This window comes from Streptomyces sp. NPDC001380 (assembly GCF_042895785.1).
Taxonomy (GTDB): Bacteria; Actinomycetota; Actinomycetes; order Streptomycetales; family Streptomycetaceae; genus Peterkaempfera.
Genome location: NZ_JBIAWP010000009.1, coordinates 57,813 through 82,135, shown reverse-complemented (window position 1 = coordinate 82,135; position 24,323 = coordinate 57,813). Strand labels below are relative to the sequence as shown.

Below are 24,323 nucleotides of genomic sequence, written 5' to 3'. Positions count from 1 at the left end.
CGGGGGGGGGGGGGGGGGGGGGGGGGGGGGGGGCCGGGCGGCCCCCCGCGCCCCCCCGGCCCCCCCCCGCGCGGGGGGGGGCCCGGGCCCCCCCGGGGGGGGGGGGGCCCCCCCCCCCCCACGCCCGGTACGGGACCGGGCGGTCCGGTCAGGCGGAGACCTGGGGCTCCGCGACCGGCCAGCTCATCCGGACCACTCCGCCCACGTCGTCGCTGGCGACGTCGAGGTCGTCGACGAGGCCACTGATCACGGCCAGGCCCATCGCATCCTCGCCGGAGTCGTCGGCGTCCGCGTCGGCGGCGGGGGCCGCGGGCTCGGGTTCGAGGCCGACGCCGTCGCCCACCTCGATGAGGAACCGCTTCTCCTGCTCCACCAGGGTGACCCGCACCGGGTCCTCCAGCCCGGAGCGCAGGTGCAGCCCGACCGCCCGCGAGCACGCCTCACCGACCGCCAGTCTCACCTCGTCCAGGACGGACTCGTCGACCCCGGCGCGGCGCGCGACCGCGGCGGCGACCAGCCGGGCGGTGCGCACGTGCTCGGGGAGGGCGCTGAATCGGAGCTCGACGGTTGCCATGGATTCCCCTCGGATCGTTGCACTGCTGCCGTGAGCCACGCCCCTGGGGCCGCCCGCACGGGAGGTGCGGACGGTCCCCGGGGCGCGTCTGCTCAGTCGGTCGCCGCGACGGCCTCGTCCACGGTGGTGTGGATGGGGAACACCTTGGTGAGACCGGTGATCCGGAAGATCTTCAGAATGCGCTCCTGATTGCACACCAGACGGAGCGAGCCCTCGTGCGCGCGCACGCGCTTGAGCCCGCCGACGAGGACACCCAGACCGGTCGAGTCGAGGAAGTCCACGCCTTCCATGTCGACGATCAGGTGGTAGTGACCCTCGTTGACCAGCTCGACGAGCTGCTCGCGCAGCTTCGGGGCGGTGTACACATCGATCTCGCCGCCCACCTCGACGACCGTGCGGTCGTCGACGGTACGGGTCGACAGGGACAGGTCCACGGAACCTCCAGCACCTTGCCTTGCTTCGTTGCGATCTCGGTCGCCCAGGGCGGGCGACCGCCACCCGCGATGGCATTCAACCACCTGCGACCAGGGCAGCACGACGGCTTGCCGCGATTCTCCGTCACGGCAGTGACACACTGGGTCCTTGTGCCGCCCAGCAGTCGCCCGCCCGCCGCCGTACTGGAGAAGCTGTCCGCCGTCCGGCGACGGCAAGATCGGCTCACCCATACGGAGCATGTGCCCGCCCGCCCGGGCAGCCATGCGGACTGGCCGTCCGGAATCCGTGCGGAAGTCGTCGAGGCCGCCGCCGGGCTCGGCATCGCCCGGCCCTGGAAACACCAGGCCCGGGCCATGGAACTGGCCCTGGCGGGGCGCAGCACCGTGATCGCCACGGGCACCGCCTCCGGCAAGTCGCTGGGCTACCTCGCCCCCGTGCTGAGCACGCTGCTGGACGGTACGGAGGCCCCCAACGGCCGCGGCGCCACCGCGCTCTACCTCGCCCCGACGAAGGCGCTCGCCGCCGACCAGCGGCGGCGCGCCACCGAACTCGCGCCGCCCCGGGTGCGCGCCGCGCTGCACGACGGCGACACGCCGGTGGAGGAGCGCGAATGGGTGAGGCAGTACGCCTCCTACGTCCTTACCAACCCCGACATGCTCCACCGCTCGGTCCTCCCGGCGCACACCCGCTGGTCCTCCTTCCTCAAGGCGCTGCGGTACGTGGTGGTCGACGAGTGCCACACCTACCGGGGCGTCTTCGGCTCCCACGTCGCCCAGGTGCTGCGCCGGCTGCGGCGGATCTGCGCCCGCTACGGCTCCGAACCGGTCTTCCTGCTCGCCTCCGCCACCGCCGCCGAGCCCGGCGCCTCCGCGTCACGGCTGACGGGCGTGCCGGTCACCGAGGTGACGGAGGACGCCTCGCCGCGCGGGGAGCTGGTCTTCGCCCTCTGGGAGCCGCCCCTGACCGACCTGGTGGGCGAGCAGGGCGCGCCCGTCCGCCGCACCGCGACCGCGGAGGCCGCCGACCTGCTCACGGACCTGGTGGCGGAGGGGACCCGCACCGTCGTCTTCGTCCGGTCCCGGCGCGGCGCGGAGGTGGTGGCGCTGCAGGCCCAGGAACGGCTGGCCGAGGTGGACCGGAGGCTGGCCGGGCGGGTCGCGGCCTACCGCGGCGGGTACCTGGCCGAGGAGCGGCGCAGCCTGGAACGCGACCTCCACTCCGGGCGGCTGCTCGGCGTGGCGTCGACCTCGGCGCTGGAGCTCGGCATGGATGTCTCCGGGCTGGACGCGGTCCTCCTGGCCGGCTACCCGGGGACCCGGGCCTCCCTGTGGCAGCAGGCCGGCCGGGCGGGGCGGGCCGGCCAGGGCGCGCTGGCGGTGCTGATCGCCAGGGACGACCCGCTGGACACCTACCTCGTCCACCACCCGGAGGCGCTCTTCCGGCGGCCGGTGGAGTCCACCGTGCTGGACCCCGACAACCCGCACGTCCTGGCCCCGCACCTGTGCGCGGCCGCGGCCGAGCTGCCGCTGGGCCCGTCCGACCTGGAGCTGTTCGGCCCCTCCACGGAGCCCCTGCTGCACCGGCTGGAGCAGCGCGGGCTGCTGCGGCGGCGGGCCGGCGGCGCCTGGTACTGGACCCGCCGGGAGCGGGCGGCGGACGGTGTGGACATCCGCGGCGGCGGGGGGACACCCGTCCAGATCGTCGAGGCGGCAACCGGCCGGCTGCTGGGCACGGTCGACGCGGCGGCGGCCCACACCGCGGTCCACAGCGGGGCCGTCCACCTCCACCAGGGCCGCAGCTACCTGGTGCGGGAGCTGGACCTGGAGGCGTCGGTCGCGCTGGTGGAGGAGGCCGACCCGCCCTACACCACCGTCGCGCGGGACACCACCTCGGTGAGCGTGCTGGGCACGGACACCACCGTGCCCTGGGGGGAGGCCCTGCTGAACTACGGCTCGGTGGAGGTCGTCAACCAGGTCGTCTCCTTCCTGCGGCGCCGGATCGCGACTGGCGAGGTGCTGGGCGAGACCAGGCTCGACCTGCCGCCCCGCACGCTGCGGACCCGCGCGGTGTGGTGGTCCGTGACGGAGGACCAGCTGGACGCGGCCGGTGTCGCCCCGGAGGAGCTGCCCGGTGCCGCGCACGCCGCCGAGCACGCCTCCATCGGGCTGCTGCCCCTCTTCGCCACCTGCGACCGCTGGGACATCGGCGGCGTCTCCGTACCGCTCCACCCCGACACGGGGCTGCCCACGGTGTTCGTGTACGACGGCCACCCGGGCGGCGCGGGCTTCGCCGAGCAGGGGTTCCGTCGGGCCCGTGCGTGGCTCACCGCGACCAGGGAGGCCATTGCCGCCTGCGAGTGCGAGCGGGGCTGCCCCTCCTGCATCCAGTCGCCCAAGTGCGGCAACGGCAACGATCCGCTGGACAAGGCGGCGGCGGTCAGGCTGCTGGACGTCCTGCTCGCCGGGGCGCCCTGACGTCGGGGCGCTCCGGCATCGGGGCGACCTGATATCGGGGCGACCTGCCGCCGAAAGCGGTGCGGGAGGCCTGCCGCCGGGCCCCGGCCGGGGCCCAGCGGCCGCGGCGGAGCCGGGCCTGGTGCCGACCGCGGGACCGGCACCGACCGCGACGCGGTGCCCCCGGCCGCGGGGACGTCTCCCGCCGCGGGGACGTCCCCGGCCCCGGGCGGCTCGGAGCGCAGCGGTCCGGCGCGGGCCCGGGCCCGCGCCGGCGGCAGCACCGCGGGCAGGCCGCGCACCGGCAGTTCCACCCCGACCTCCACCGCGTCACCCCGGGGCGTGCACGCCGTCATCCGGACCCGGTGGGCCGCGGCGATCCCCGCGGCCCGCCGGCACGCCCCGGCGGGATCCAGCAGCAGCCCGCGGGCCGCTGCCAGGGCCGCCAGGTCCGCCGCCGACTCCGCCCGGTGGCGTGCCGCCACGGCGGCGCCCGCGGCGAACACGGCCGCGAAGGCGCAGCAGACCAGCGCCGCCAGCGACACGAGCCACACCGTCGCGGAGCCGCGGTCGCCCGCGGCGCCCTCGGGTCGCCGGATCACGGCGCACCCCCGTCCGCGACGGGAGGCGCCTGCGGTGGGAGGTCCTCCCGGGCGGCCACCGCATCGGCAGCCGTCCGGACCGACAGCACCCCCGCCAGGCCTCCCGGCCCGCCGAAGGAGGCGGTGACCGCCACCCGGACGGTCTCCGCCCCGCGGACCAGGCGGACCTCGGCACCGACCGGGGCGGCCCGGCGTACGGCCGCGAGCACGGCCGTGTCCTCCTCGCCGCGCGCGGCGGCACGCGCCCCCACCCGTGCGGCGTCCACACACCGGATCTGGGCGGCGGCCGCCAGCACGCCCCAGACGAGCATCGCGGCGAGCAGGACGAGCGCCGGAAGGGCGACCGCCGTCTCGGCGGTGGCGTACCCGCCCTCCCGCCATGTGCGACAGGCGGGACGGGCGCTGCAAAAGCGGCGGGAGCGGCCGGAGCGGCGGGGATCAGAACGCCGCATCGAGTGCCCGCTGGACGAGTTTGGCGAGGGCGGCACTGACCGTGTCGCTGGTCACGACCTTGTAGAGCACTGCGGCGAATCCGCAGGCCGCCACCGTCCCCACCGCGTACTCGGCGGTGGTCATCCCGGCGTCCGGGCGGGCGGCCGCCCGGCGGACCGAGGCGGCGAACCGTCGCGGCAGCGGGACACGGGCCCGCCGGGTCGACGGGATGCGGGGCCGCTGCGACAGCGGCCTGCGGGGTGCGGGAACACGGGGCGCGGGAACACGGGGCGCGGGAACACGGGCGGGAAGGGCGGTCATGGTGTCCTCCTCGGACGGCGGGGTGACTCGGATGGCGGGGTGATCGGACCGTGCGGTGAGCGGCCCGGGTGCCGCGGCGGCGCGGGTGCTCCGGTCGGACGGGGCGGATGCGCGGGACGGACGGGCAGCCGTCGGGCGGGAGGAAGGCGGCGGTCGCGGCGGGCGGGAGAGGGACGGGCCCGGTCCGGCCGGGTCACGGGGCTTCACCGCGGCGCGAGGAAGGCAGAGGCGAGCCCGGCGACCACCGGCACGACGCCGACGAGGACGAAGGCGGGCAGGAAGCACACGCCCAGCGGTGCCGTCGCAAGGACTCCGGCCCTCCGGGTGCGTACGGCCGCTGCCCGGACCGCCGCCGCACGCTGCTCCCGTGCCAGCCGGGTGAGGGTGGCCACCGGGGGCGCTCCGTCGGCGTCGGCCGCGGACAGGCAGCGGCCCAGCGGCGCCAGTCCGGGACAGTCGGCGGCAGCCCGGCCCCAGCAGTCGGACGGCTCGGCCCCCATGCGCAGCCCGGCGGCCACCGCGGCCAGGCGTTCCCGCATCGGGGACCCCACCGCCCGGGACACGGCCGCCGCGGCCTCGGCGGGGATCCCCGAGGCCCCCAGGCAGGCGGCCAGCAGTTCCGCCGTCAGCGGCAGCTGCGCCTCCAGGCGGGGGTCGGGGGCGTCCGCACCCCTCGGCGACAGCCTCCGCAGCCCCCACTGCAGGGCGAACGCCGCCACGGCGCCGGCCAGGACACCCGCCGCGCCGCCGACCAGCAGGGCCACGCAGAGCCCCGCAGCCACGGGCGCCGTGCGGCGGAGCCGGTTGCGGTCCGCGTCCGGCCCGGTTGCCCCGGGCGGCCCTGCGGGCCCTCTCGCCGACCCCTTCGTGGGTCCTGTGCCGCGCCACGGCCACGGCCGGAACCGCCGAGCGCGCGGCCGCCCCCTCGGAGGGCGCCCCTTCCCGGCGGTGACGCCGTCCGGCACGGCCGTCCGACGCCGTCCCTCCCGCCGGGACCGTCGGGGCTGTCGGAGCTGTCGGAGCTGTCGGAGCTGTCGGGGCCGCCGTACGGCTTCCCCGGCACGGACCAGGACCCACACGGCGGCCGGCGCTGCCGCGACGGCAGCGAACTGAGCACTCATCAGGGAATTCCTCCTTGCAGCGGGGCACATCCCGCTCGGCTCGGGTGGTCAGCACGCCTCCACGCCCTCCGCAGCACGCACGATCCGGGCCGTCCAGAGGAGTCCGGCCGCCTCCAGGGCCGCGCCCGCGACGAGGCAGCCCAACCCCGCGGGGGTGTGCAGCAGCATGCGCAGCGGATCGGCGCCGAGGGCGCCGCCCAGCAGCAGGCCGACCACCGGGAGCACGGCGAGCAGCGCCGCCGTCGTCCGCGGACCGGCCAGCTCACCCCGGACGGTCTCCCGCAGTGCACGGTCGGCGCGCAGTGCCTCCGCCACCCGGTCGAGGGCGTCGGCCAGGCCGGCCCCGCTGTCGGACGCCACCTGCCAGCAGGCCGCGATCGCCGCCGCACCGCCCGCACCGGGGAGCCGGGCCGTCCGGCGCAGGGCCTCCGGCACGTCACCGGCGAAGCGTGCGGCCGCCAGCAGGGAGGTGGTGTCGAGGCCGGCGCGGCACAGCACCTGGTGGGAGGGACCGCCCGGCGCCGTCACGGAGGCCATGGCCCGGTCGGGCACCGCTCCGGTGCGCAGTCCGGCGGCGAGGGCGGTGCACAGTTCCACGACGGCGGCCTCCCGCCGCTCCCGGCGGCGGCGTTCGTGCAGGCCGAGCCGCCACCGCCGCACCGGCCGCAGGGCGACCGCTCCCCCCAGCAGCGGGACGGGTGAGCGGAGCGCCCAGCCGGCGAGGAGGCCGACGGGCAGGAGCAGGAGTTCGGGCGCCGTCCACCGGAGGTGCCGGACGCCGCGGCCGAGAGCGGCGGTCCACCGCTCCGGCACGGGACCGGACACCCCGCCCCCCGGGCCGCCGCCCGCCGGGGCACCGCCGCCGAGGAGGCGCCGCCGGGTGCGCCCGCGACGGACCACGGCACGGTGGGCCCCCGCGGCGGACAGGCCCAGCAGCGCCGCCCAGGGCAGCCCGGCACCGGCGCTCACCACGGGAGTCCTGCGGCCGGGTCCACACCGCGGACGGCGCAGCGCGAGACCAGGTGGTTCCAGCCCGGTCCGGGGCCGAATCCCCCGTCCGGCTGGAACACGGCTGCAGGCACGGTCACCGCGAACCCCGCCCGGTCGCGTACCAGCACATGGACGCCGGCCACCCGCCGCAGGCCGCTTCCGGGATGGCGCACCAGGTGGACCACCGCGTCCAGAGCGGCGCACAGCTGGCTGTGCAGGGCGGCGCGGTCGAGCCCCGCCATGGACCCCAGGGCCTCCAGCCGCGCCGGGACGTCGGCCCCGGTGTTGGCGTGGACCGTGCCGCAGCCGCCCTCGTGGCCGGTGTTGAGGGCGCTGAGCAGGTCCAGGACCTCGGGGCCGCGGACCTCGCCGACCACCAGCCGGTCGGGCCTCATCCGCAGCGCCTGACGCACGAGGTCACGCAGGTCGACGCGGCCCAGGCCCTCCTGGTTGGGCGGCCTGGCCTCCAGGCGGACCACGTGCGGGTGGGCCGGCCGCAGCTCCGCGGAGTCCTCGGCGAGCACGATCCGCTCACCGGGGTCCACCAGGCCGAGGAGGGCCGAGAGAAGGGTCGTCTTGCCGCTTCCCGTACCGCCGCTGACCAGGAAGGAGAGACGGGCGTCGACGAGGGCGCGCAGCAGGTGCGCGCCGTGCGGGGAGAGGGACCCCGCCCCGGTCAGCTCCTCCAGGGTGAAGGCCCGGGCCCGGGACACGCGGAGCGAGATGTGGGTGCACCCCACGGCTGTCGGCGGCAGAACGGCGTGGAGGCGTGTGCCGTCCGGCAGGCGGGCGTCCGCCCACGGGCGCGCGTCGTCCAGTCTGCGCCCGGCCGCGGTCGCCAGACGCTGCGCCAGCCGGCGCACGGCGGCAGCATCGGGGAAGGACACGCCCTCCGCCCTGGTGAGGCCGCACCCGCGGTCGACCCAGACCTCGTCGGGTGCGTTGACCAGGACGTCGGTCACCTGCGGATCGGCGAGCAGCGGATCGAGCGGTCCCGCTCCGACGATCTCCGCCCGCAGCGCGTGGACGGCGGCCATGAGCTGCTCACCGCCGAGCGGGGCATGCTCGGCCCGCAGCGCAGCGGCGACGGAGGCGGTGGTGGGCTCCGCGCCCGCCTCCGCGAGGCGGAGCCGCACGGCGTCGACCAGCGCGGCGGGCTGCGGAGGGGCCGCCGGTTCCCTCGGCTCTCCCCGCAGCGGTCGGGGCGCGTCCCCGGTATGCGTTCCGGTCTCCCGCAGCGGAGGACCGGGCGTCGGGGGCCCACCGGATCCCGGCCTCCCGGCGGCGGACACCCCGGCGTGCGCCCCGGCCGGTCCTGCTCCTGCTCCTGCTCCTGCTCCTGCTCCGAGGATACGGCGGCCGATCCGCCGCCGCCCGGCTTCCGCTCCCACGAGCGGACCGCCTGCGTGTCCGCGCGTCATGCGACCGCGCTCCGGCCAGTGGCCGGCGGCACGGCCCGGGCGAGGAACGCCGAGCAGAACCGGGCGAGCGGTCCTCTCTCGCGCAGTCCCGGCGGGGTCCCCCGCTCGACGTCCGCGGCCAGGCCCGGCTCGCCGGGCAGCTCGCCCGCCAGGTCCATCCGGAGGCCGCGGGCGACCTCCGTGGCGTCGAGCCCGGGGCAGGCGGGCGTCCGGACCACGGCCCGCAGGTCGGAGAGTCGCATCCGGGCCGCGGCGGCGACGCGGCCCGCCGCCGCCACGGCCCGCAGTTCCGCCGGTACGACCAGCAGGCCGGTGTCGGCCTGCTCCAGTGCCTCCGCGGCGGCGGGGTCGAGATGGCGGGGGAGGTCGAGGACGACCAGCCCGCCGCGCCGGCGCGCGGCGGCCAGCACGGAGCGCATGGCGTCGGGCGGGATGGCGAGGATGTCGCTGCGGTCCCACGAGAGGGCGGCGAGGCGGTGCAGGCTGGGAAGCGCCTTCTCCAGTTCGTGGCCGTTGACCCGGCCCCGGGAGCCGGCGAGGTCCGGCCAGCGGAGCCCGGAGGCTCCCTCGCCGCCGAGCAGCACGTCGAGGCCGCCGCCGAGCGGATCCCCGTCGATGAGCATGGTGCGGTGCCCCTCGCGGGCGGCGGTCACGGCGAGCGCGCAGGCGAGCGTGGAGGCGCCGGCACCTCCCCGGCCGCCGAGCACGGCGACGGTCAGCGCATGGGTGCCCACCCCCTCGGCGGCGTCCGCGACGCGGTCCAGCAGCCACGTCTCCGCGTCGGGCAGGAAGAGCACGTGGTCGGCGCCCACGCCGACCGCCCGCACCCACACCTCGCAGTCATCGAGGTCCCGGCCGATGAGCAGCACCCCCTCGCGGCGCGGCATGTCGGAGCAGCACCCGGCGAGGTCGTCGCCGACCAGGGCGAGCGGTGCGCTCTCCCACTGGCGCCGGGTCGGCGGCGCACCCCGCACCACGACCGGCTCGGCGCCCGCCGCGGTGCAGATCCTGAGCAGGCGCTCGACCAGCTCCTCGTCCCCGCTGATGATCAGTGGTCCGGTGACCGGGGGGATCCCGGAGGGTCCTTGGTGCGTCGACGGCTCGGCCATGGTCGTCTCCCCGTGTGCGGTTCCCCGCGGACCGGCCGGACCGCGGGACTCCACGGTGGGACCGGCCGCACACCGCCGCCAGCAGCGGTCCACGGGCTGGGGAAAACGCCGGGCTGTGGAAAACGGGGCTCACCCTCCCGGGTGATCTCCGTGCCGCCGGCCGGCCGTGGGGAACCCCCGCCGGGTGCCGCTCGTCCCACCGGTCGATGCCGGTTCGCGGCCCGTCCGGTGGTCAACAGGCCGGTCGGCGGGCGACGGGACGCACGGGTGCGGAAGTGGAGGAGGGCGGGCGGGGTGCACGGCGGCGGGGACGGCCGACAGGCCCGGGATGACGGAGGGTGCCCGGCGCGCGGCGGAAAGGCGGGCCGGCCGGTGCGGCGCACACGCCAGCACCAGGCAGGCAGCTACGCAAAGTGACGGCCGGTGGGTCTGCGCGCGGCGGCGGCCTGCAGGCGCGGAGCGGGGAGGCGGGCGGACCGAACGCATCCGGACATGCGACGACCCCCGCCGGGGGGGAGAGCGGGGGTCGTCATCCTCGGCCGACTCGGGGGGGGAGGAGTCGGACCGGGTTAGCACGGTCGCGAACGATCCGTGACTTCCATGGTGTACCCGAGGGCCCCGAAACACAAACCCGCGCGCCCGGGAGTACGCCGAATGGCGGCCCCCCTATCCTCGACCCCGTGGAGAACCAGGCCGAACCCCCAGCAGGCCCGGAGGAGCACGCTTTCCGGACGTCTCGCCCGACCCGTACTGCAGCCTTCTTCGACCTCGACAAGACCATCATCGCCAAGTCGAGCGCACTCGCCTTCAGCAGGCCCCTCTACCGGGGCGGCCTGATCAACCGGCGGGCCGTGCTGCGGAGCTCGTACGCCCAGTTCGTCTTCCTGGTGGGAGGCGCGGACCACGACCAGATGGAGCGGATGCGCCAGTACCTCTCGGCGCTCTGCCGCGGCTGGGACGTGCAGCAGGTTCGGGAGATCGTGGCGGAGACGCTGCACGGCCTGATCGACCCGCTGATCTACGACGAGGCGGCCTCGCTCATCGAGGAGCACCACGCGGCCGGCCGCGACGTGGTCATCGTCAGCAGCTCCGGTTCGGAGCTCGTCGGACCGATCGGGGAGATGCTGGGCGCCGACCACGTCATCGCCACCCGTCTGGAGGAGCGCGACGGCCGCTACACGGGCGAGATCGAGTACTACGCCTACGGGGAGAACAAGGCCGCCGCCATCAGGGAGCTGGCCGAGGCCGAGGACTACGACCTGTCCCGCTGCCACGCCTACAGCGACTCGGTCACCGACCTGCCGCTCCTGGAGGCCGTGGGCCACCCGTCCGCGGTCAACCCGGACCGGGGGCTGCGGCGCGAGGCGCTGGCCCGCGACTGGCCGGTGCTCACGTTCAGCAGACCGGTGCAGCTGCGCCGCCGGATCCCCTCCTTCCGGGTGCCCAGCGGGCCGGTCCTGGCCGGAGCGGCGGTCGCCGCGGCCGCCACCGCCGCCGGTCTCGTCTGGTACAGCGCCCGGCGCCGCGCGCAGACGGTCTGACCCGCGGCTCCCGGGGCGGCTCGCCGCGCCCCGCCGCACCGGAGCGGCTGCGGGAGTGCGACCGATGGGCAGACCGCCCGAAAGCCGTCAGAACCGTCCCGGGCGGACGGAGGGCGAAGAACGGCGGCCCCGGGGTTTCGCTCGCCCGGAAACAGCGCTACAAAGGAAGCAACGGCCCGCGAGACCCGACGGAACCGCTCAGGAACCGTTGCAGACGCAGTCCTGGCCCCACGGACCGAGCACAGAACCGGGCACCCACGTGCAGCCGACCCGCCAACCGGGCCGCCGCACCAGGCAGAGGGCAGAGATCCCCGCCTGATGGGCACGACAAGGCGCACGCATGGTCACCCGGCGACCGTGCCAGTGGCGGCACCTCTTCGCGAGGTGCCGCCGCATTGCGTGTCGGGGGCCGTCCGCACGCGGGAGCCGTCCGCGGACGGACGGCGCCGGCCCCGCCCGGGGTCGGAGGCCGGACGGACGGGTCAGACCATGCCCCGCTGCATCGCCTCGCAGACCGCGGTGCTCTCCCTGACCCCGAGGCGCAGGGCCCGCCCGCAGTGGGCGATCCAGGCCGCCATCCCCTCCGCGGTGCCCGAGGCGTACCCGGCCAGCGCGGCGCGGTAGGCCTCCGTGCCGAGCTCGGCGAGACCGACCTCGGCCGGGCAGATCGCCTTGGGGTCGAGGCCCTCCGCGATCAGCACGATCCGCTGCGCGGCCCGCGCCACGAGGCCGTTGCCCGAGGTGAAGGGCCGCAGCACCATCAGCTCGCCGTGCACCACGGCGGCGGTCACCAGCGCCGGCGCGGTCCGGGCGCCGGGCCCGGCGCCCGCGCGGTCGGCACGTGCCGCCAGGAGCACCGCCAACTGGTCCAGCCGGGCCGCCGCCTCGGCGGCGGAGGGCGGGGCGGGCAGCCCGGCCGGGGCCGGGAACGGCGCCGGGGCCGCCTCCCCGAGGGTCTCGGAGGCGGCAACCTCCGCAGGGAACAGCTCAGCCGCCGACTCGCCGGCCCGGCGCGGGCGCCCGACGTCCGGGGCGTCGTCCCCCGCGGCCAGCAGGTGAAGGCGCGCCAGGACCTGCAGCGGGGAGGTCCGCCAGACGCTCAGCAGCTGCCCGGCGTCCGCGGCGAGCCGCAGCGCGCCGCCCACGGTCCGGGCCTCGGCGCCGGTCCCGAAGTCGGTGCGCCGCCGGACCTCCTCCAGCGGCCAGTCGGCGCCGTCCAGGGCGGCCGAGGCGCGGGCGCCCCGGAGGGCGGCCTCGGAGGTGACCTCGGCCGCGCGGCGGCGCATCACCCGGTGTCCGTAGAGGCGGTCGACGGCACGCCGGACCTCGGCGACGGCCTCCGGCACGCCGGGCAGGTCGGCGAGCGGGGCGAGGGGATCAGCTGCAGTGCTCACGCGGTCGAGCGTACGGACCGGTCGGGCACGCGGCGCCCCCGGGTCCCGCACTCCGCCGCGCCGCCGCCGCGTCGTCTCCCTGCCGCACCCGGACGCCGTGCGGGACACCGCACCGGGGCACGGGGTCGGGGCACGGGATCGGGAGACGGGATCGGAGGCCGCGCCGGGGCGCGGGCCTCCGGGCCGGACCGCCCGCTGCGCGCGGCTGCATGGTCCCCGGGCGGTGGGCGGTCCCGGGCCGCACCCGTCCGGGACGTCACTCGTTCGGACCAATCGGGCGCTTCCGTGATCACCCAGAGCCTGCACACCGCTACGATGTGCTCTATCGAAGACGATAACTATTGTCGTCTTCAGTCCAAGCCCCCAACGGAAGCCCGCACCATGAAGATCGCCTTCGTCGGCAAGGGCGGCAGCGGCAAGACCACGCTGTCGTCGCTGCTCGTCCGCCACCTCGCCGCCGCCGGCCGCCCGGTCGTCGCCGTGGACGCCGACATCAACCAGCACCTCGGCACGGCCCTGGGGCTCGACGAGGCGCAGGCCGCCGGACTGCCCGCCATGGGCGGCGAACTCCCCCACATCAAGGAGTACCTGCGCGGGGACAACCCGCGGATCGCCTCCGCCGAGCAGATGATCAAGACGACCCCGCCCGGCCGCGGCTCCCGCCTGGTGCGCATCGACGAGGACAACCCCCTGTACGACCGGTGCGCCCGCCCGGTCGCCCTGGAGGGCGGCACGGTGCGGCTGATGGCCACCGGCGCCTTCGCCGAGGACGACCTCGGGGTGTCCTGCTACCACTCCAAGGTCGGGGCCGTGGAGCTCTACCTGAACCACCTCGTCGACGGTCCCGGCGAGTACGCCGTGGTCGACATGACCGCGGGCTCTGACTCCTTCGCCTCCGGCCTGTTCACCCGCTTCGACGTGACCTTCCTGGTGGCCGAGCCGACCCGCAAGGGGGTCTCCGTCTACCGGCAGTACAAGGAGTACGCCCGCGACTACGGCGTCGCGCTCCGGGTGGTCGGCAACAAGGTTCAGGGCCCGGACGACCTCGCCTACCTGCGGCGCGAGGCCGGGGACGACCTCATCGCCTCCTTCGGGCACTCCGACTGGGTCCGCCGCCTCGACCGGGGCGCGGACCTGTGCCTGGCCGACCTGGAGGAGGAGAACCGCCGGGTCCTGCGCACCCTCCAGGAGGAGGCGGACGCCGCCCACGCCGGGCGCGACTGGGAGCGCTACACCCGCCAGGCGGTCCACTTCCACCTGCGCAACGCCGAGAGCTGGGGCAACGCCAGGACCGGTGCGGACCTCGCCACCCAGGTGGACCCCGGCTTCACGCTCGGCCGGCGGCACCTGCGGGCCGAGGCCCCGGCGGCCGTCTGACCCCATCCGACCCCGCCGCCGTCCCCTGCGGGCCGGGCGCCCCCTCCGCACACCGGCGGAGGGGGCGCCGCGCCGTGCACCCGCGGCGGCCGGGAGGCCGGCCCGTCCCGGGCGGGCCGGACGGACGGCCCCGGGCGGGCCGCAGGAGGCCGGGACCGCCGCGGGTGCACGGGGCCGGGCGCAGGGGGCGGACGCTCCGGCAGCCGCCGCCCCGGCCGGCGGACGGCCCACAGAGCCGGACGCAGGGCCGGACGCAGGGCCGGACGCAGGGCCGAACGCAGCGGCCGGACACAGTGGGCGGACCGTCACCCGCCAGGGCGAACTTCCCTCCGGGCCGCAGCGGCGGCGATCACGTCGGGCGAGAATTCCATTACTCTCCGTTTGCCATTCCTTGCCGATTCTTTATCGTCCCGGCGATCGACAGGAACGACATGACACCCGACGCCCGGTCCACACCCCCCTCGCCCGCCACGCCCCGGCCCGCAGCCCCGGCGGCCGACAACGCCCGCTTCCGCCCCTGGTCCTCCTGGCTCGGCCACCGCACCCGGAGCCCCCGCACGGGCGGCGCCGGCGCCGCGCTCGACCACCTGGTGGGCGGGGTCCGGCGCTTCCAGCGGTACACCGCCCCCCTGGTCCGCCAGGAGCTGGCCCGGCTGGCCCGGGAGGGCCAGGCCCCGTCGCAGCTCTTCGTGAGCTGCGCGGACTCGCGGATGGTGACCAGCATGATCACCAGCAGCGGGCCGGGCGACCTGTTCACCGTCCGGAACGTCGGCAACCTCGTACCGCCCCCGCAGGGGCGCGGCACGCCCGGGGAGCCGGGCGACGACTCGGTGGGCGCGGCCGTGGAGTACGCGGTCGAGGTGCTGCGCGTCCGGTCGGTGACGGTCTGCGGGCACTCCGGCTGCGGCGCCATGCAGGGGCTGCTCCGGGGCGCGCACCGGCCGTCCGGGGAGGCCACCCCGCTCGGGCGCTGGCTGCGCAACGGCGGCGCGTCGCTGGCCCGGGCACAGCGGGAGCCCGCCCGCTTCGCGGACCGGCCCGCGGACGAGCTGGAGCGCCTCTGCCTGTCCAACGTGGTGCAGCAGCTGGAGAACCTGGCCGCCCATCCCGCCGTGCGGTCCCGCACGGCGGACGGCGGCCCGGACGGCCTGGAGCTGGTGGGGATGTACTTCGACATCGCGGCGGCGCAGGCGTACCTGCTGGACCCGGCGTCGGGGGTGTTCCGCCCGGTGGGCGCGGAGGAGGCCGGCAGCGCCGCCTGACATCCCCGCACGGCGCCCCTCCCCCGCCGCGCCGCCGCACCGCCGCCCCCGGCCGCCCACCGCCGCCGGGGGCGGCCCGCACCCGGCGCCCACCACCCCGAGAGGTCTGGACCAATTCCGCCGGGGACCCTTGTCAGCATGCCTCCCCTCCTGGTGAGGTAGGTCACGGGACGATGGGACCATCCCGCGATCATCTCGATGAGGAGTGCGCGTTGAGCAACGAGAGCCTGGCCAACCTGCTCAAGGAGGAGCGCCGCTTCGCCCCGCCCGCGGAGCTGGCCGCAGCCGCCAACGTCACCGCCGCCGCGTACGGGCAGGCCTCGGCCGACCGGCTCGGCTTCTGGGCGGAGCAGGCCCGCCGCCTCAGCTGGGCGGTGGAGCCCACCGAGACCCTGGACTGGTCCAACCCGCCGTTCGCGAAGTGGTTCGCCGACGGGAAGCTCAACGTCGCGTACAACTGCGTCGACCGCCACGTCGAGGCCGGCCTCGGCGACCGCGTCGCCATCCACTTCGAGGGCGAGCCCGGCGACGGCCGCAGCATCACCTACGCCGAGCTCAAGGACGAGGTCTCCCGGGCCGCCAACGCCCTGCTGGAGCTCGGCGTCGGCAAGGGCGACCGGGTGGCGGTCTACCTGCCGATGATCCCCGAGGCCGTGGTGGCGATGCTGGCCTGCGCCCGGATCGGCGCGGCCCACTCCGTGGTCTTCGGCGGGTTCTCGGCCGACGCGGTCGCCTCCCGCATCCAGGACGCCGACGCCAGGCTGGTGATCACCGCCGACGGCGGGTACCGGCGCGGCGCCCCGAGCGCCCTCAAGCCCGCCATCGACCAGGCCCTGGAGCGCTGCCCCGGCGTGGAGCACGTGCTGGTGGTCCGCCGGACCGGCCAGGAGACCTCCTGGACCGAGGGCCGCGACGTGTGGTGGCACGACGCCGTCGGCCGCCAGTCCGCCGAGCACACCCCCGAGGCGCACGACGCCGAGCACCCGCTCTTCATCCTGTACACCTCGGGCACCACGGGGAAGCCCAAGGGCATCCTGCACACCTCCGGCGGCTACCTGACGCAGGCCGCCTACACGCACCACGCGGTCTTCGACCTCAAGCCGGAGACCGACGTCTACTGGTGCACGGCCGACATCGGCTGGGTCACCGGGCACTCGTACATCGTCTACGGGCCGCTGGCCAACGGCGCCACCCAGGTGATCTACGAGGGCACCCCGGACCACCCGCACCAGGGCCGCTTCTGGGAGATCGTGCAGAAGTACGGCGTCAGCATCCTCTACACGGCGCCGACCGCGATCCGCACCTTCATGAAGTGGGGCGACGACATCCCCGCCAAGTTCGACCTGTCCAGCCTGCGGGTGCTCGGCAGCGTCGGCGAGCCGATCAACCCCGAGGCGTGGGTCTGGTACCGGGAGAAGATCGGCGGGGGCCGCTGCCCGGTCGTCGACACCTGGTGGCAGACCGAGACCGGCGCCATGATGATCAGCCCGCTGCCGGGCGTCACCGAGACCAAGCCGGGCTCCGCCCAGCGCCCGCTCCCCGGCATCGCCGCCACGGTCGTGGACGACGAGGCCCGCGAGGTGCCGAACGGATCCGGCGGCTACCTCGTGCTGACCGAGCCGTGGCCGTCCATGCTGCGCACCGTCTGGGGCGACGACCAGCGGTACATCGACACCTACTGGTCGCGCTTCGAGGGCCGCTACTTCGCCGGCGACGGCGCGAAGAAGGACGAGGACGGCGACATCTGGCTGCTCGGCCGGGTGGACGACGTGATGCTGGTCTCCGGCCACAACATCTCCACCACGGAGGTGGAGTCGGCCCTCGTCTCCCACCCGAAGGTCGCCGAGTCGGCCGTGGTCGGCGCCGTCGACCCGACGACCGGCCAGGCCATCGTGGCCTTCGTGATCCTGCGCGGCACCGCGGCCGACAGCGCCGACCTGGCCGCCGAGCTGCGCGACCACGTCGGCCGCACGCTGGGCCCGATCGCCAAGCCCAAGCGGATCCTCGTCGTGGGCGAGCTGCCGAAGACGCGCTCCGGCAAGATCATGAGGCGGCTGCTGCGCGACGTCGCGGAGAACCGCGCGCTGGGCGACGTCACCACCCTCACGGACTCCTCGGTGATGGACCTCATCCAGGCCAAGCTGCCGAGCGCCCCCGGCGAGGACTGACGTCCGCGGGGGCGCCCCCACCCGGACGCCTCCGACCCGGACCGCCCGCCGGCCCGCGGCCGCCCCGGCACCCGCCGGGGCGGCCGCGTCCGTGCGCGGCGGCGGGGCGGCCGCGCCCGTGGGCGGCGGGGTGCTGTGCGGCGGGGTGCTGTGCGGCACCGGACGGACGGCGGTGCGGCCCCGGCGGGAGGTCCGCGCCGCGGCCTCGCACAGGACTGCCCCGAGGGTCCGCGGGTAGGGTGTGGCCAGGGGCTCGGCCCCGAAGAGGCGCGCCGGGAAGTCTGGTCGGCACCACACCGCAGGTGTGTCCGCATCCCGCCGATCCGCCCAGGAGGTCCCCGCGTGGCCACCGCCCCGCCCCGCCGCTCCGGTCCCCGCCAGCTGTTCGGCCTCCTCTCGCTGCCCGAGCGGAACTTCGTGGTCGACGCCCTGCGCACCGAGACCGTGGGCGGCGTCCTGCTGCTCGCCGCCGCCGTGGTGGCGCTGCTGTGGGCGAACGTCTGGCCGCACGCCTACGAGAGCGTCCGGGACATCACCGTCGGGCCGTCCGGCCCGCTGCACCTCGACCTCTCCCTGGAGGCGTGGGCCGAGGACGGACTGCTGACGGTCTTCTTCTTCGTCGCCGGCATCGAGCTCAAGCGCGAACTGGTCGCCGGGGACCTGCGCGACCCGAAGGCGGCGGCGCTGCCCGTGGTGGCGGCGGTGTGCGGCATGGCGGTCCCCGCACTGGTCTACGCGGGGGTGAACCTCGGCGGCGGACACCTGCACGGCTGGGCGATCCCCACCGCCACCGACATCGCCTTCGCCCTCGGGGTGCTCGCGGTCGTCGGCACCCACCTGCCGTCGGCGCTGCGCGCCTTCCTGCTCACCCTCGCGGTCGTCGACGACCTCGGCGCCATCCTGGTCATCGCCGTCCTGTACACCTCCGCCATCACGCTCTGGGCACTGCTGGGCGCCGCCGCCGGGCTCGTCCTCTTCGGCGTGCTGCACCGGCGCAGGGTCCGCGGCTGGTACGTCTACGTGCCGCTGGGGGTGGCGGTCTGGGCGCTCATGCACGAGAGCGGGGTGCACGCCACGGTGGCCGGGGTCGCCATGGGCCTGCTGCTGCGCTGCACCCGGGACGAGGGCGAGGACCGCTCCCCCGCGGAGCGGATCGAGCACCGGGTGCGGCCCTTCTCCGCCGGGTTCTGCGTGCCCGTCTTCGCGTTGTTCGCGGCCGGGGTGGCCGTCTCGCCGACCGCGCTGGGGCAGGTCTTCACCGAGGCCGCCCCGCTGGGCGTGGTGCTGGGGCTCGCCGTCGGCAAGGTGCTCGGCGTCTTCGGCGGCACCTGGCTCGCCGCCCGCTTCACCCGGGCCGAGCTCAACCCCTCGCTGCGCTGGTCCGACCTGTACGCGCTGGCCACCCTCGCCGGCATCGGCTTCACCGTCTCGCTGCTGATCAGCGAGCTGGCCTTCCCCGGCGACCCGGAGCTCGCGGCCCGGGCGAAGGCGGCGGTCCTGGTGGGCTCGCTCTTCTGCGCCCTGCTGGCGAGCGTGCTGCTGCGGCTGCGCAACCGCCACTACCGGCAGCTGTGGGAGGACGAGGAGCGCGACGAGGACCACGACGGCATCCCGGACGTGTACCAGGTCCCGGAGTCCCGGCCGGTGCGGGGCGAGGGGTGAGCGACGGGGGCGGCCGACGGGGGACGGCCGGTGAGGGGCGACCAGCGAAGGACGACCGCTGAGGGACGGCCGACGGGGGACGGCCGACGGGGGACGGCCGGCGAGGGGGCGCCGGGACGGCGGGGAGGCCGCCCGAGTGAGGGGCGCGCCGGGCGGGCAGGGGTCGAGTGGTGGCCGCAGGGCCGGTGAGGGCATGATCTGAGGGCGTGTCGCAACGCCCTGTCAACAAGGAGGAACGCGATGTCCGCAGGAGTCGACGGCCTGTCCACGAGCGGGAGCACCGCGTTCCACGACGGTGAGCGCTCGCTCGGCCGGCTGGTCTCGGCCGCGACGGCGGACCTCTCCTCGCTGGTCCACGACGAGATCGCCCTCGCGAAGGCGGAGATCCGGCAGGACGTGAAGCGCGGCGTGGCGGGCGGCGCGTCGCTGGCCGTGGCCGGGGTGGTCGCGCTGGCCGCCATCCCGATGCTGAGCTTCGCCGCCGCCTACGGCATCCACGCCCTGGGGATCACCCTGGGCTGGTCGTTCCTGATCGTGGGCGGCGCCTACCTGGTGCTGGCGGCGCTCCTCGGCCTGCTGGCGATGCGCTCCTTCAAGAAGGTGGAGAAGCCGCAGCGCACCATCGAGGGCGCCAAGGCCACCGCGGACGTGCTGAGGAAGGCCCGGCCGCGCCCGGCGACCGAGCAGGAGAAGCGCGCCGTCCTGGAGCGCTGACACCGGCGCCCCGACGGCGCTCCCCGACGGCGCTCCCCGACAGCGCCCGCGCGGGGGCCCGGGCCGGCTCCGCGCCGGGCGCGGGCTCCCCGCGCCGGGCGCCGCGCCCCTGTCGGGCGCCCGGTGTGACACTCTCTCGGTATGCCGCTCGACGAATCCCCCGCCACGCCCCACACCGGGGGCTCCTGGAACGTCCGTCTGGACGGGCCCTGGACGCACCGGGACGTGGCCGCCAACGGTGCCCGCTTCCACGTCGCCGAGCTGGGCGAGGGCCCGCTGGTGCTGCTGGTCCACGGCTGGCCGCAGTTCTGGTGGACCTGGCGCCACCAGCTGACGGCGCTCGCCGACGCCGGCTTCCGCGCCGTCGCCGTGGACCTGCGGGGTGTCGGCGGCAGCGACCGCACGCCGCGCGGCTACGACCCCTCGAACCTGGCGCTGGACATCACCGGCGTGATCCGTTCCCTGGGCGAGCGCGATGCCGCACTGGTCGGCCACGACACCGGGGGGTTCCTGGCGTGGGTGGCCGCCGTGATGCGGCCCTCGCTGGTCCGCGGCCTGGCGGTCGTCTCGGCGGCGCACCCGCGCCGGCTGCGGCGGGCCCTGCTCACCGACCGGCGGCAGCTGGCGGCGTACGAGCACGTGCTGGGCTTCCAGCGGCCGTGGGTGCCGGAGCGGCAGCTGGTCGCGGACGACGCGCAGCAGGTCGAGCGGTACCTGCGGGCCTGGACGGCGGGCGGCGGGCCGGACGAGAAGGCGGCCGCCGTCTACCGGCAGGCGATGCGGATCCCCAGCACGGCGCACTGCTCGATCGAGCCGTACCGCTGGCTGATGCGGTCGATGGCGCGGCCGGACGGCTTCCAGTTCTCGCGCCGGATGAAGCGGCCGGTGCGGGTGCCGACCCTGCACGTGCACGGCGCCCTGGACCCGGTGCTGCTGACGGACACGGCGGCCGGTTCGGGCGCGTACGTCGAGGCGCCGTACCGGTGGCTGCTGCAGGACGGGGTCGGGCACTTCCCGCACGAGGAGGACCCCGAGGGCTTCACGCGGGAGCTGGTGGCCTGGCTGCGCGAGGAGGCGGCGGGCCGCTGAGGCGGGCGCCGCGGATCGGGAGGCCTCGCGGACCGCGGGGCGTCGCGGATCGTGGGGACGCCGCGTCGACATCTTCACAATCTGACCATAAATTAATAGGACGAATGCATAGGCCAATTGGAGGCCTCCGGGGGCGATTACCCCCCTGGAAGGCCGGGCATGGGTTCCGTATGACCTGGATGCACGAGCGCGCCCACGCGTCCCGGACCCGGCGCCGGACCACCGCGCCGACGCCCGCCCTCGACCAGCCCGCCGCCGACACGGGGGCGGCGGTGCTGTACCCCCGCGGGGACGGCCGGCTGGGCATCCCCCACATCATCGGGCGCCGCGCCCGCTGGATGACCGCCCGGCTGCGGCCGGGCGGGCGCGACTGACCCCGGGCACCCGCGCCACCCCCGGACGCACACCGGCGGCCCCGGCCGCGCACGGCCGCACCGGTCCCGCACCCCTGTCCCCACCGCGCCGTTCTCGGGCCGGAGGCCCGGGGCTGCGGGCCGCAGCCCCGGAACTCAGAGGGCGCAGCCCTGCGTGTCCACCCGGGCCGTGGCGGCGGCGCCCTGCCGGGCGTCCGGCAGCACCTCGGCGGCGGTGAGCGCGTAGCCGGTGTCCGGGCTGTCCAGCGACTTGGCGAAGACCACGCCGTACACCCGGCCGTCGGGGGTCAGCAGCGGCCCGCCCGAGTTGCCCTGGCGGACCAGCGAGCGCACCGAGTAGACGTCGCGCACGACCTGGCCCCGGTGGTAGATGTCCGGGCCGTTGGCCTGGATGCGGCCGCGCAGCCGTGCGGGCTGGACGTTGAAGGAGCCGTTCTCGGGGAAGCCCGCGACGACGGCGCTGTCGTTGGTGCCCGCCTGCCCGGCGAAGTCCAGCGCGGGGGCGTCGAGCCGGGGCACGTCCAGGACGGCGATGTCGCGCTGCCAGTCGTACAGCACCACGGTGGCGTCGTAGAGGCGCCCCGCGCCGCCGAGCTGGACCGTGGGTTCGCGGACGCCGCCGACGACGTGGGCGTTGGTCATCACCCGGTGGGGGGCGAAGACGAAGCCCGTGCCCTCCAGGGTCTTGCTGCAACCGGGCGCGGTGCCGACCACCTTGACGATGGACCGGCGGGCGGTGGCCACCGCGACGCTGCCCGCGAGCGCCGGGTCGGGGGGCTGGACCTCGGTGATCGGCTCGTTCTCGAAGGGGTTGAACACCTGGGGGAAGCCGTTGCGGGCGAGCACCGAGCTGAAGTCCGAGAACCAGGTGGGCGCGCCGGGCGGCAGCGCCTCCTGCACGCCCCCGAGCACCCGGGAGGTGCGGACCTCCTTGGAGACCGTGGGCAGGGAGGTGCCGGCGAGGGCGGAGCCGATGAGCCAGGCGACGAGGAGCATCGCGGCGACGTTGACGACCGAGCCGCCCGCCGCGTCGACGACCTGGCCGCGCCGCCGGCCGATGCGGTTGCGCAGCTGCCAGCCGTAGTGGGTGGTGACGGCCTGCCCGATGGAGGCGAGCACGATGACCACCACCACGGCGACCACCGACGACGCCGTGCCGGGGGAGACGTGCTGCAGCACCAGGGGCAGCAGCTGCACCGCGACCAGCCCGCCGCCGAGGAAGCCCGCGACCGAGAGGACGCCGACAACGAAGCCCTGCCGGTAGCCGGACCAGGCGAAGCCGACAGCGGCGACGATCAGCAGTACATCCAGGACGTTCACCCGGACACCCTCCCACGGCTCTCCTCGCGCGGTGGGCGTTCGGCCCATGCACTGACTCCCCCGCCGCAGTCCCCATCATGCCCCGGGCATACGTCACGCTCACGTCCGCGGTTCACGGGGGCCGGGCCCGCGGGCCGTCGCGGGGGAGGCGCGCCGGCCGTCGCGGGGGAGGTGCGCCGGCCGTCGCGGGAAAGGTGCGCGGGCCGTGCCGGGGCGTGCAGACAAGTTGCTCCGAGCAACTAAATGTGCTAAAACGAAAATGGTGCGAGAAGACTCGACCTCACCCGCCCCCATGACCCACCGCCAGATCCTCGTGGTCATGGTGGGGCTCATGCTGGGCATGTTCCTGGCCGCGCTCGACCAGAGCATCGTCGGCACGGCCATGCCGAAGATCGTCAGCCAGTTCAACGGCCTGGACCACATGTCCTGGACCGTCACGGCGTACCTGCTGACCTCCACCGCCTCCGTCCCGCTGTACGGCAAGATCTCCGACCAGATCGGCCGCCGTCCCGTCTACCTCTTCGCCATCGTGATCTTCCTGGTCGGCTCCGCGCTGGCCGGCATGTCCCAGAACATGGGGCAGCTGATCGGCTTCCGCGCCGTCCAGGGCCTCGGCGGCGGCGGACTGATGTCGCTGTCGCTCGCGATCATCGGCGACGTCATCCCGCCCCGCGACCGGGGCCGCTACCAGGGCCTGTTCGGCGCGGTCTTCGCCGTGTCGAGCGTGGCCGGACCGCTGCTCGGCGGGTTCTTCACCGACCACCTCAGCTGGCGGTGGATCTTCTACATCAACCTGCCGGTCGGCATCGTGGCGCTCTTCGTGGCCGCGACCGTGCTCAAGATCGACCAGCGCAAGCAGAAGCACGCCATCGACTGGACGGGCTCCGCGCTGCTGGTCGGCGGCGTCACCGCCCTGCTGCTGGTCACCTCCTGGAGCGGCACCGCCAACGGCTGGACCTCCGCCACCACCCTGCTGCTGGGCGCGGCCGGCGTCGTGGCGCTGGTGCTCTTCGCCCTGGTGGAACGGCGCGCCGCGGAGCCGGTCATGCCGCCGCACCTCTTCCGCAACCACACCTTCTCCCTCACCAGCGGGATCGGCTTCGTCGTCGGCCTGGCGATGTTCGGCGCCATCATCTACCTGCCGATCTACCTGCAGGTCGTGCGCGGCGACTCGCCGACCGGCTCCGGCCTGCGCATGATCCCCATGATGGTCGGCATCCTCGGCGCCTCGATCATCTCCGGACGGGTGATCAGCAAGACCGGGAAGTACAAGGCGTGGCCGCTGGTGGGCACCGTCGTCACCGTCGTCGGGCTGGCGCTGCTCTCGCGCCTGCGGCTGGACACCTCTATGTGGCTCCTGGGCGCCTTCATGGTGCTGATGGGCATCGGCCTGGGCTGCGTGATGCAGGTGCTGGTCCTGGCCGTGCAGAACTCCGTCGAGATGAAGGACATGGGCGCGGCCACCGCCGGGTCGATGTTCTTCCGCTCGATCGGCGGCGCCTTCGGCACCGCGGTCTTCGGCACCGTCCTCACCAGCCGGCTCAACCACCACATCGCCGAGGGCATGGCGGCGGCCGGGATCAGGACGCAGGGCGGCGGCCTCGCCTCCGGCGGCCAGGAGAAGCTGACCTCCGGCGGCCGGGCCGCGATCGAGCAGCTGCCCGCGCAGGTCCAGGACGTGGTCCTGAACGGCTTCGTCAAGGCGCTCGACGACCTGTTCCTGGTCGGCATCCCGTTCGTGGCGGTCGCCTTCGTGCTGTCGCTCTTCGTCCGCGAGGTGCCGCTGCGCGGCCACGGCGGGCCGGGCGCGGACAAGGCCGAGGCGGTCCCCGTCCCGGTCATGGAGTAGCCGGCCGGCCGGTACCGGCGTCCCCCGGGGGCGGGCACGGGTCTCCGTGCCCGCCCTCCGGCGTCGGCGGCCCGGGGCCCGGCCGGGCCCGACCAGGACCCGGCGGCCCCGGGGC

At 75.9% G+C, this 24,323-nt stretch carries 20 protein-coding genes and 1 pseudogene; 10 read left to right on the top strand and 11 right to left on the bottom strand.

Annotation, left to right across the window (positions count from 1 at the left end; genetic code table 11):
- Window positions 1-148: 148 nt before the first annotated feature.
- Both ACFY07_RS13455 and ACFY07_RS13450 read right to left on the bottom strand, forming a co-directional pair.
- The gene (locus ACFY07_RS13455; protein ID WP_230649339.1) at window positions 149-574 is read right to left on the bottom strand and encodes an ATP-binding protein; all 426 of its coding nucleotides are present in this window, start codon (window positions 572-574) and stop codon (window positions 149-151) included.
- A gap of 92 nt (window positions 575-666) precedes the next feature.
- Window positions 667-1,008 carry an STAS domain-containing protein gene (locus ACFY07_RS13450; RefSeq protein ID WP_230649337.1) on the bottom strand — a complete coding sequence of 114 codons (342 nt, stop codon included), beginning with the start codon at window positions 1,006-1,008 and terminating at the stop codon, window positions 667-669.
- A 69-nt stretch (window positions 1,009-1,077) separates the two neighbouring features.
- On the opposite strand from ACFY07_RS13450, the gene ACFY07_RS13445 reads away from it, so the two are divergent.
- A complete protein-coding gene (locus ACFY07_RS13445; protein ID WP_390868789.1) occupies window positions 1,078-3,483 on the top strand; it encodes a DEAD/DEAH box helicase in 2,406 nt (801 codons plus the stop codon).
- A gap of 236 nt (window positions 3,484-3,719) precedes the next feature.
- Here ACFY07_RS13445 and ACFY07_RS13440 read toward each other — a convergent pair.
- From ACFY07_RS13440 to ssd, 7 genes and pseudogenes are all read right to left on the bottom strand, one after another.
- Window positions 3,720-4,064: pseudogene (locus tag ACFY07_RS13440) on the bottom strand (Rv3654c family TadE-like protein); the annotation flags it as partial.
- Entirely contained in the window at window positions 4,061-4,516 is a 456-nt protein-coding gene (locus tag ACFY07_RS13435; RefSeq protein WP_390868788.1) for a TadE family type IV pilus minor pilin, read from the bottom strand. The pseudogene ACFY07_RS13440 and the gene ACFY07_RS13435, both read right to left, overlap by 4 nt.
- Window positions 4,503-4,727: a DUF4244 domain-containing protein gene (locus ACFY07_RS13430; RefSeq protein WP_390868921.1), complete on the bottom strand. Its 225-nt coding sequence runs from the start codon at window positions 4,725-4,727 to the stop codon at window positions 4,503-4,505. Before ACFY07_RS13430 ends, ACFY07_RS13435 begins: the two co-directional genes overlap by 14 nt.
- A gap of 293 nt (window positions 4,728-5,020) precedes the next feature.
- Window positions 5,021-5,599, bottom strand: a complete 579-nt coding sequence (locus tag ACFY07_RS13425) for a type II secretion system F family protein (protein WP_390868787.1) — start codon at window positions 5,597-5,599, stop codon at window positions 5,021-5,023.
- Window positions 5,600-5,986: 387 nt separating this feature from the next.
- Window positions 5,987-6,907, bottom strand: a complete 921-nt coding sequence (locus ACFY07_RS13420) for a type II secretion system F family protein (RefSeq protein ID WP_390868786.1) — start codon at window positions 6,905-6,907, stop codon at window positions 5,987-5,989.
- A complete protein-coding gene (locus ACFY07_RS13415; protein ID WP_390868785.1) occupies window positions 6,904-8,064 on the bottom strand; it encodes a TadA family conjugal transfer-associated ATPase in 1,161 nt (386 codons plus the stop codon). The genes ACFY07_RS13420 and ACFY07_RS13415 overlap by 4 nt, the downstream gene beginning before the upstream one ends.
- A 281-nt stretch (window positions 8,065-8,345) precedes the next feature.
- A complete protein-coding gene (ssd, locus tag ACFY07_RS13410) occupies window positions 8,346-9,458 on the bottom strand; it encodes a septum site-determining protein Ssd (protein WP_390868784.1) in 1,113 nt (370 codons plus the stop codon).
- 668 nt (window positions 9,459-10,126) lie between these two features.
- Here ssd and ACFY07_RS13405 point away from each other — a divergent pair.
- A complete protein-coding gene (locus ACFY07_RS13405) occupies window positions 10,127-10,999 on the top strand; it encodes an HAD family hydrolase (protein WP_390868920.1) in 873 nt (290 codons plus the stop codon).
- Window positions 11,000-11,481: 482 nt separating this feature from the next.
- Here the strand turns inward: ACFY07_RS13405 and ACFY07_RS13400 are convergent, their stop codons facing one another.
- Entirely contained in the window at window positions 11,482-12,393 is a 912-nt protein-coding gene (locus tag ACFY07_RS13400; RefSeq protein WP_390868783.1) for an oxidoreductase, read from the bottom strand.
- A gap of 381 nt (window positions 12,394-12,774) precedes the next feature.
- On the opposite strand from ACFY07_RS13400, the gene ACFY07_RS13395 reads away from it, so the two are divergent.
- The 7 genes from ACFY07_RS13395 (at window position 12,775) to ACFY07_RS13365 (ending at window position 21,039) form a co-directional block, all read left to right on the top strand.
- Window positions 12,775-13,770 (top strand): ATP-binding protein, encoded by a 996-nt coding sequence (locus tag ACFY07_RS13395; protein WP_390868782.1) that lies wholly within the window; start codon window positions 12,775-12,777, stop codon window positions 13,768-13,770.
- 431 nt (window positions 13,771-14,201) lie between these two features.
- A complete protein-coding gene (locus ACFY07_RS13390) occupies window positions 14,202-15,032 on the top strand; it encodes a carbonic anhydrase (RefSeq protein WP_390868781.1) in 831 nt (276 codons plus the stop codon).
- Window positions 15,033-15,244: 212 nt separating this feature from the next.
- Window positions 15,245-17,200, top strand: coding sequence for an acetate--CoA ligase (gene acs / locus ACFY07_RS13385; protein ID WP_390868780.1), 1,956 nt, complete (start codon window positions 15,245-15,247; stop codon window positions 17,198-17,200).
- 342 nt (window positions 17,201-17,542) lie between these two features.
- Window positions 17,543-18,862 (top strand): Na+/H+ antiporter NhaA, encoded by a 1,320-nt coding sequence (gene nhaA / locus ACFY07_RS13380; RefSeq protein ID WP_230649323.1) that lies wholly within the window; start codon window positions 17,543-17,545, stop codon window positions 18,860-18,862.
- A gap of 240 nt (window positions 18,863-19,102) precedes the next feature.
- Window positions 19,103-19,576 carry a phage holin family protein gene (locus ACFY07_RS13375; protein WP_390868779.1) on the top strand — a complete coding sequence of 158 codons (474 nt, stop codon included), beginning with the start codon at window positions 19,103-19,105 and terminating at the stop codon, window positions 19,574-19,576.
- A gap of 141 nt (window positions 19,577-19,717) precedes the next feature.
- Window positions 19,718-20,665: an alpha/beta fold hydrolase gene (locus tag ACFY07_RS13370; RefSeq protein ID WP_230649321.1), complete on the top strand. Its 948-nt coding sequence runs from the start codon at window positions 19,718-19,720 to the stop codon at window positions 20,663-20,665.
- Window positions 20,666-20,835: 170 nt separating this feature from the next.
- A complete protein-coding gene (locus tag ACFY07_RS13365) occupies window positions 20,836-21,039 on the top strand; it encodes a hypothetical protein (protein WP_230649320.1) in 204 nt (67 codons plus the stop codon).
- 135 nt (window positions 21,040-21,174) lie between these two features.
- Here ACFY07_RS13365 and ACFY07_RS13360 read toward each other — a convergent pair whose 3' ends face one another.
- Window positions 21,175-22,359 carry a MarP family serine protease gene (locus ACFY07_RS13360; protein WP_390868778.1) on the bottom strand — a complete coding sequence of 395 codons (1,185 nt, stop codon included), beginning with the start codon at window positions 22,357-22,359 and terminating at the stop codon, window positions 21,175-21,177.
- 292 nt (window positions 22,360-22,651) lie between these two features.
- On the opposite strand from ACFY07_RS13360, the gene ACFY07_RS13355 reads away from it, so the two are divergent.
- A complete protein-coding gene (locus tag ACFY07_RS13355; RefSeq protein WP_390868777.1) occupies window positions 22,652-24,208 on the top strand; it encodes an MDR family MFS transporter in 1,557 nt (518 codons plus the stop codon).
- The last annotated feature ends 115 nt before the right edge of the window (window positions 24,209-24,323 follow it).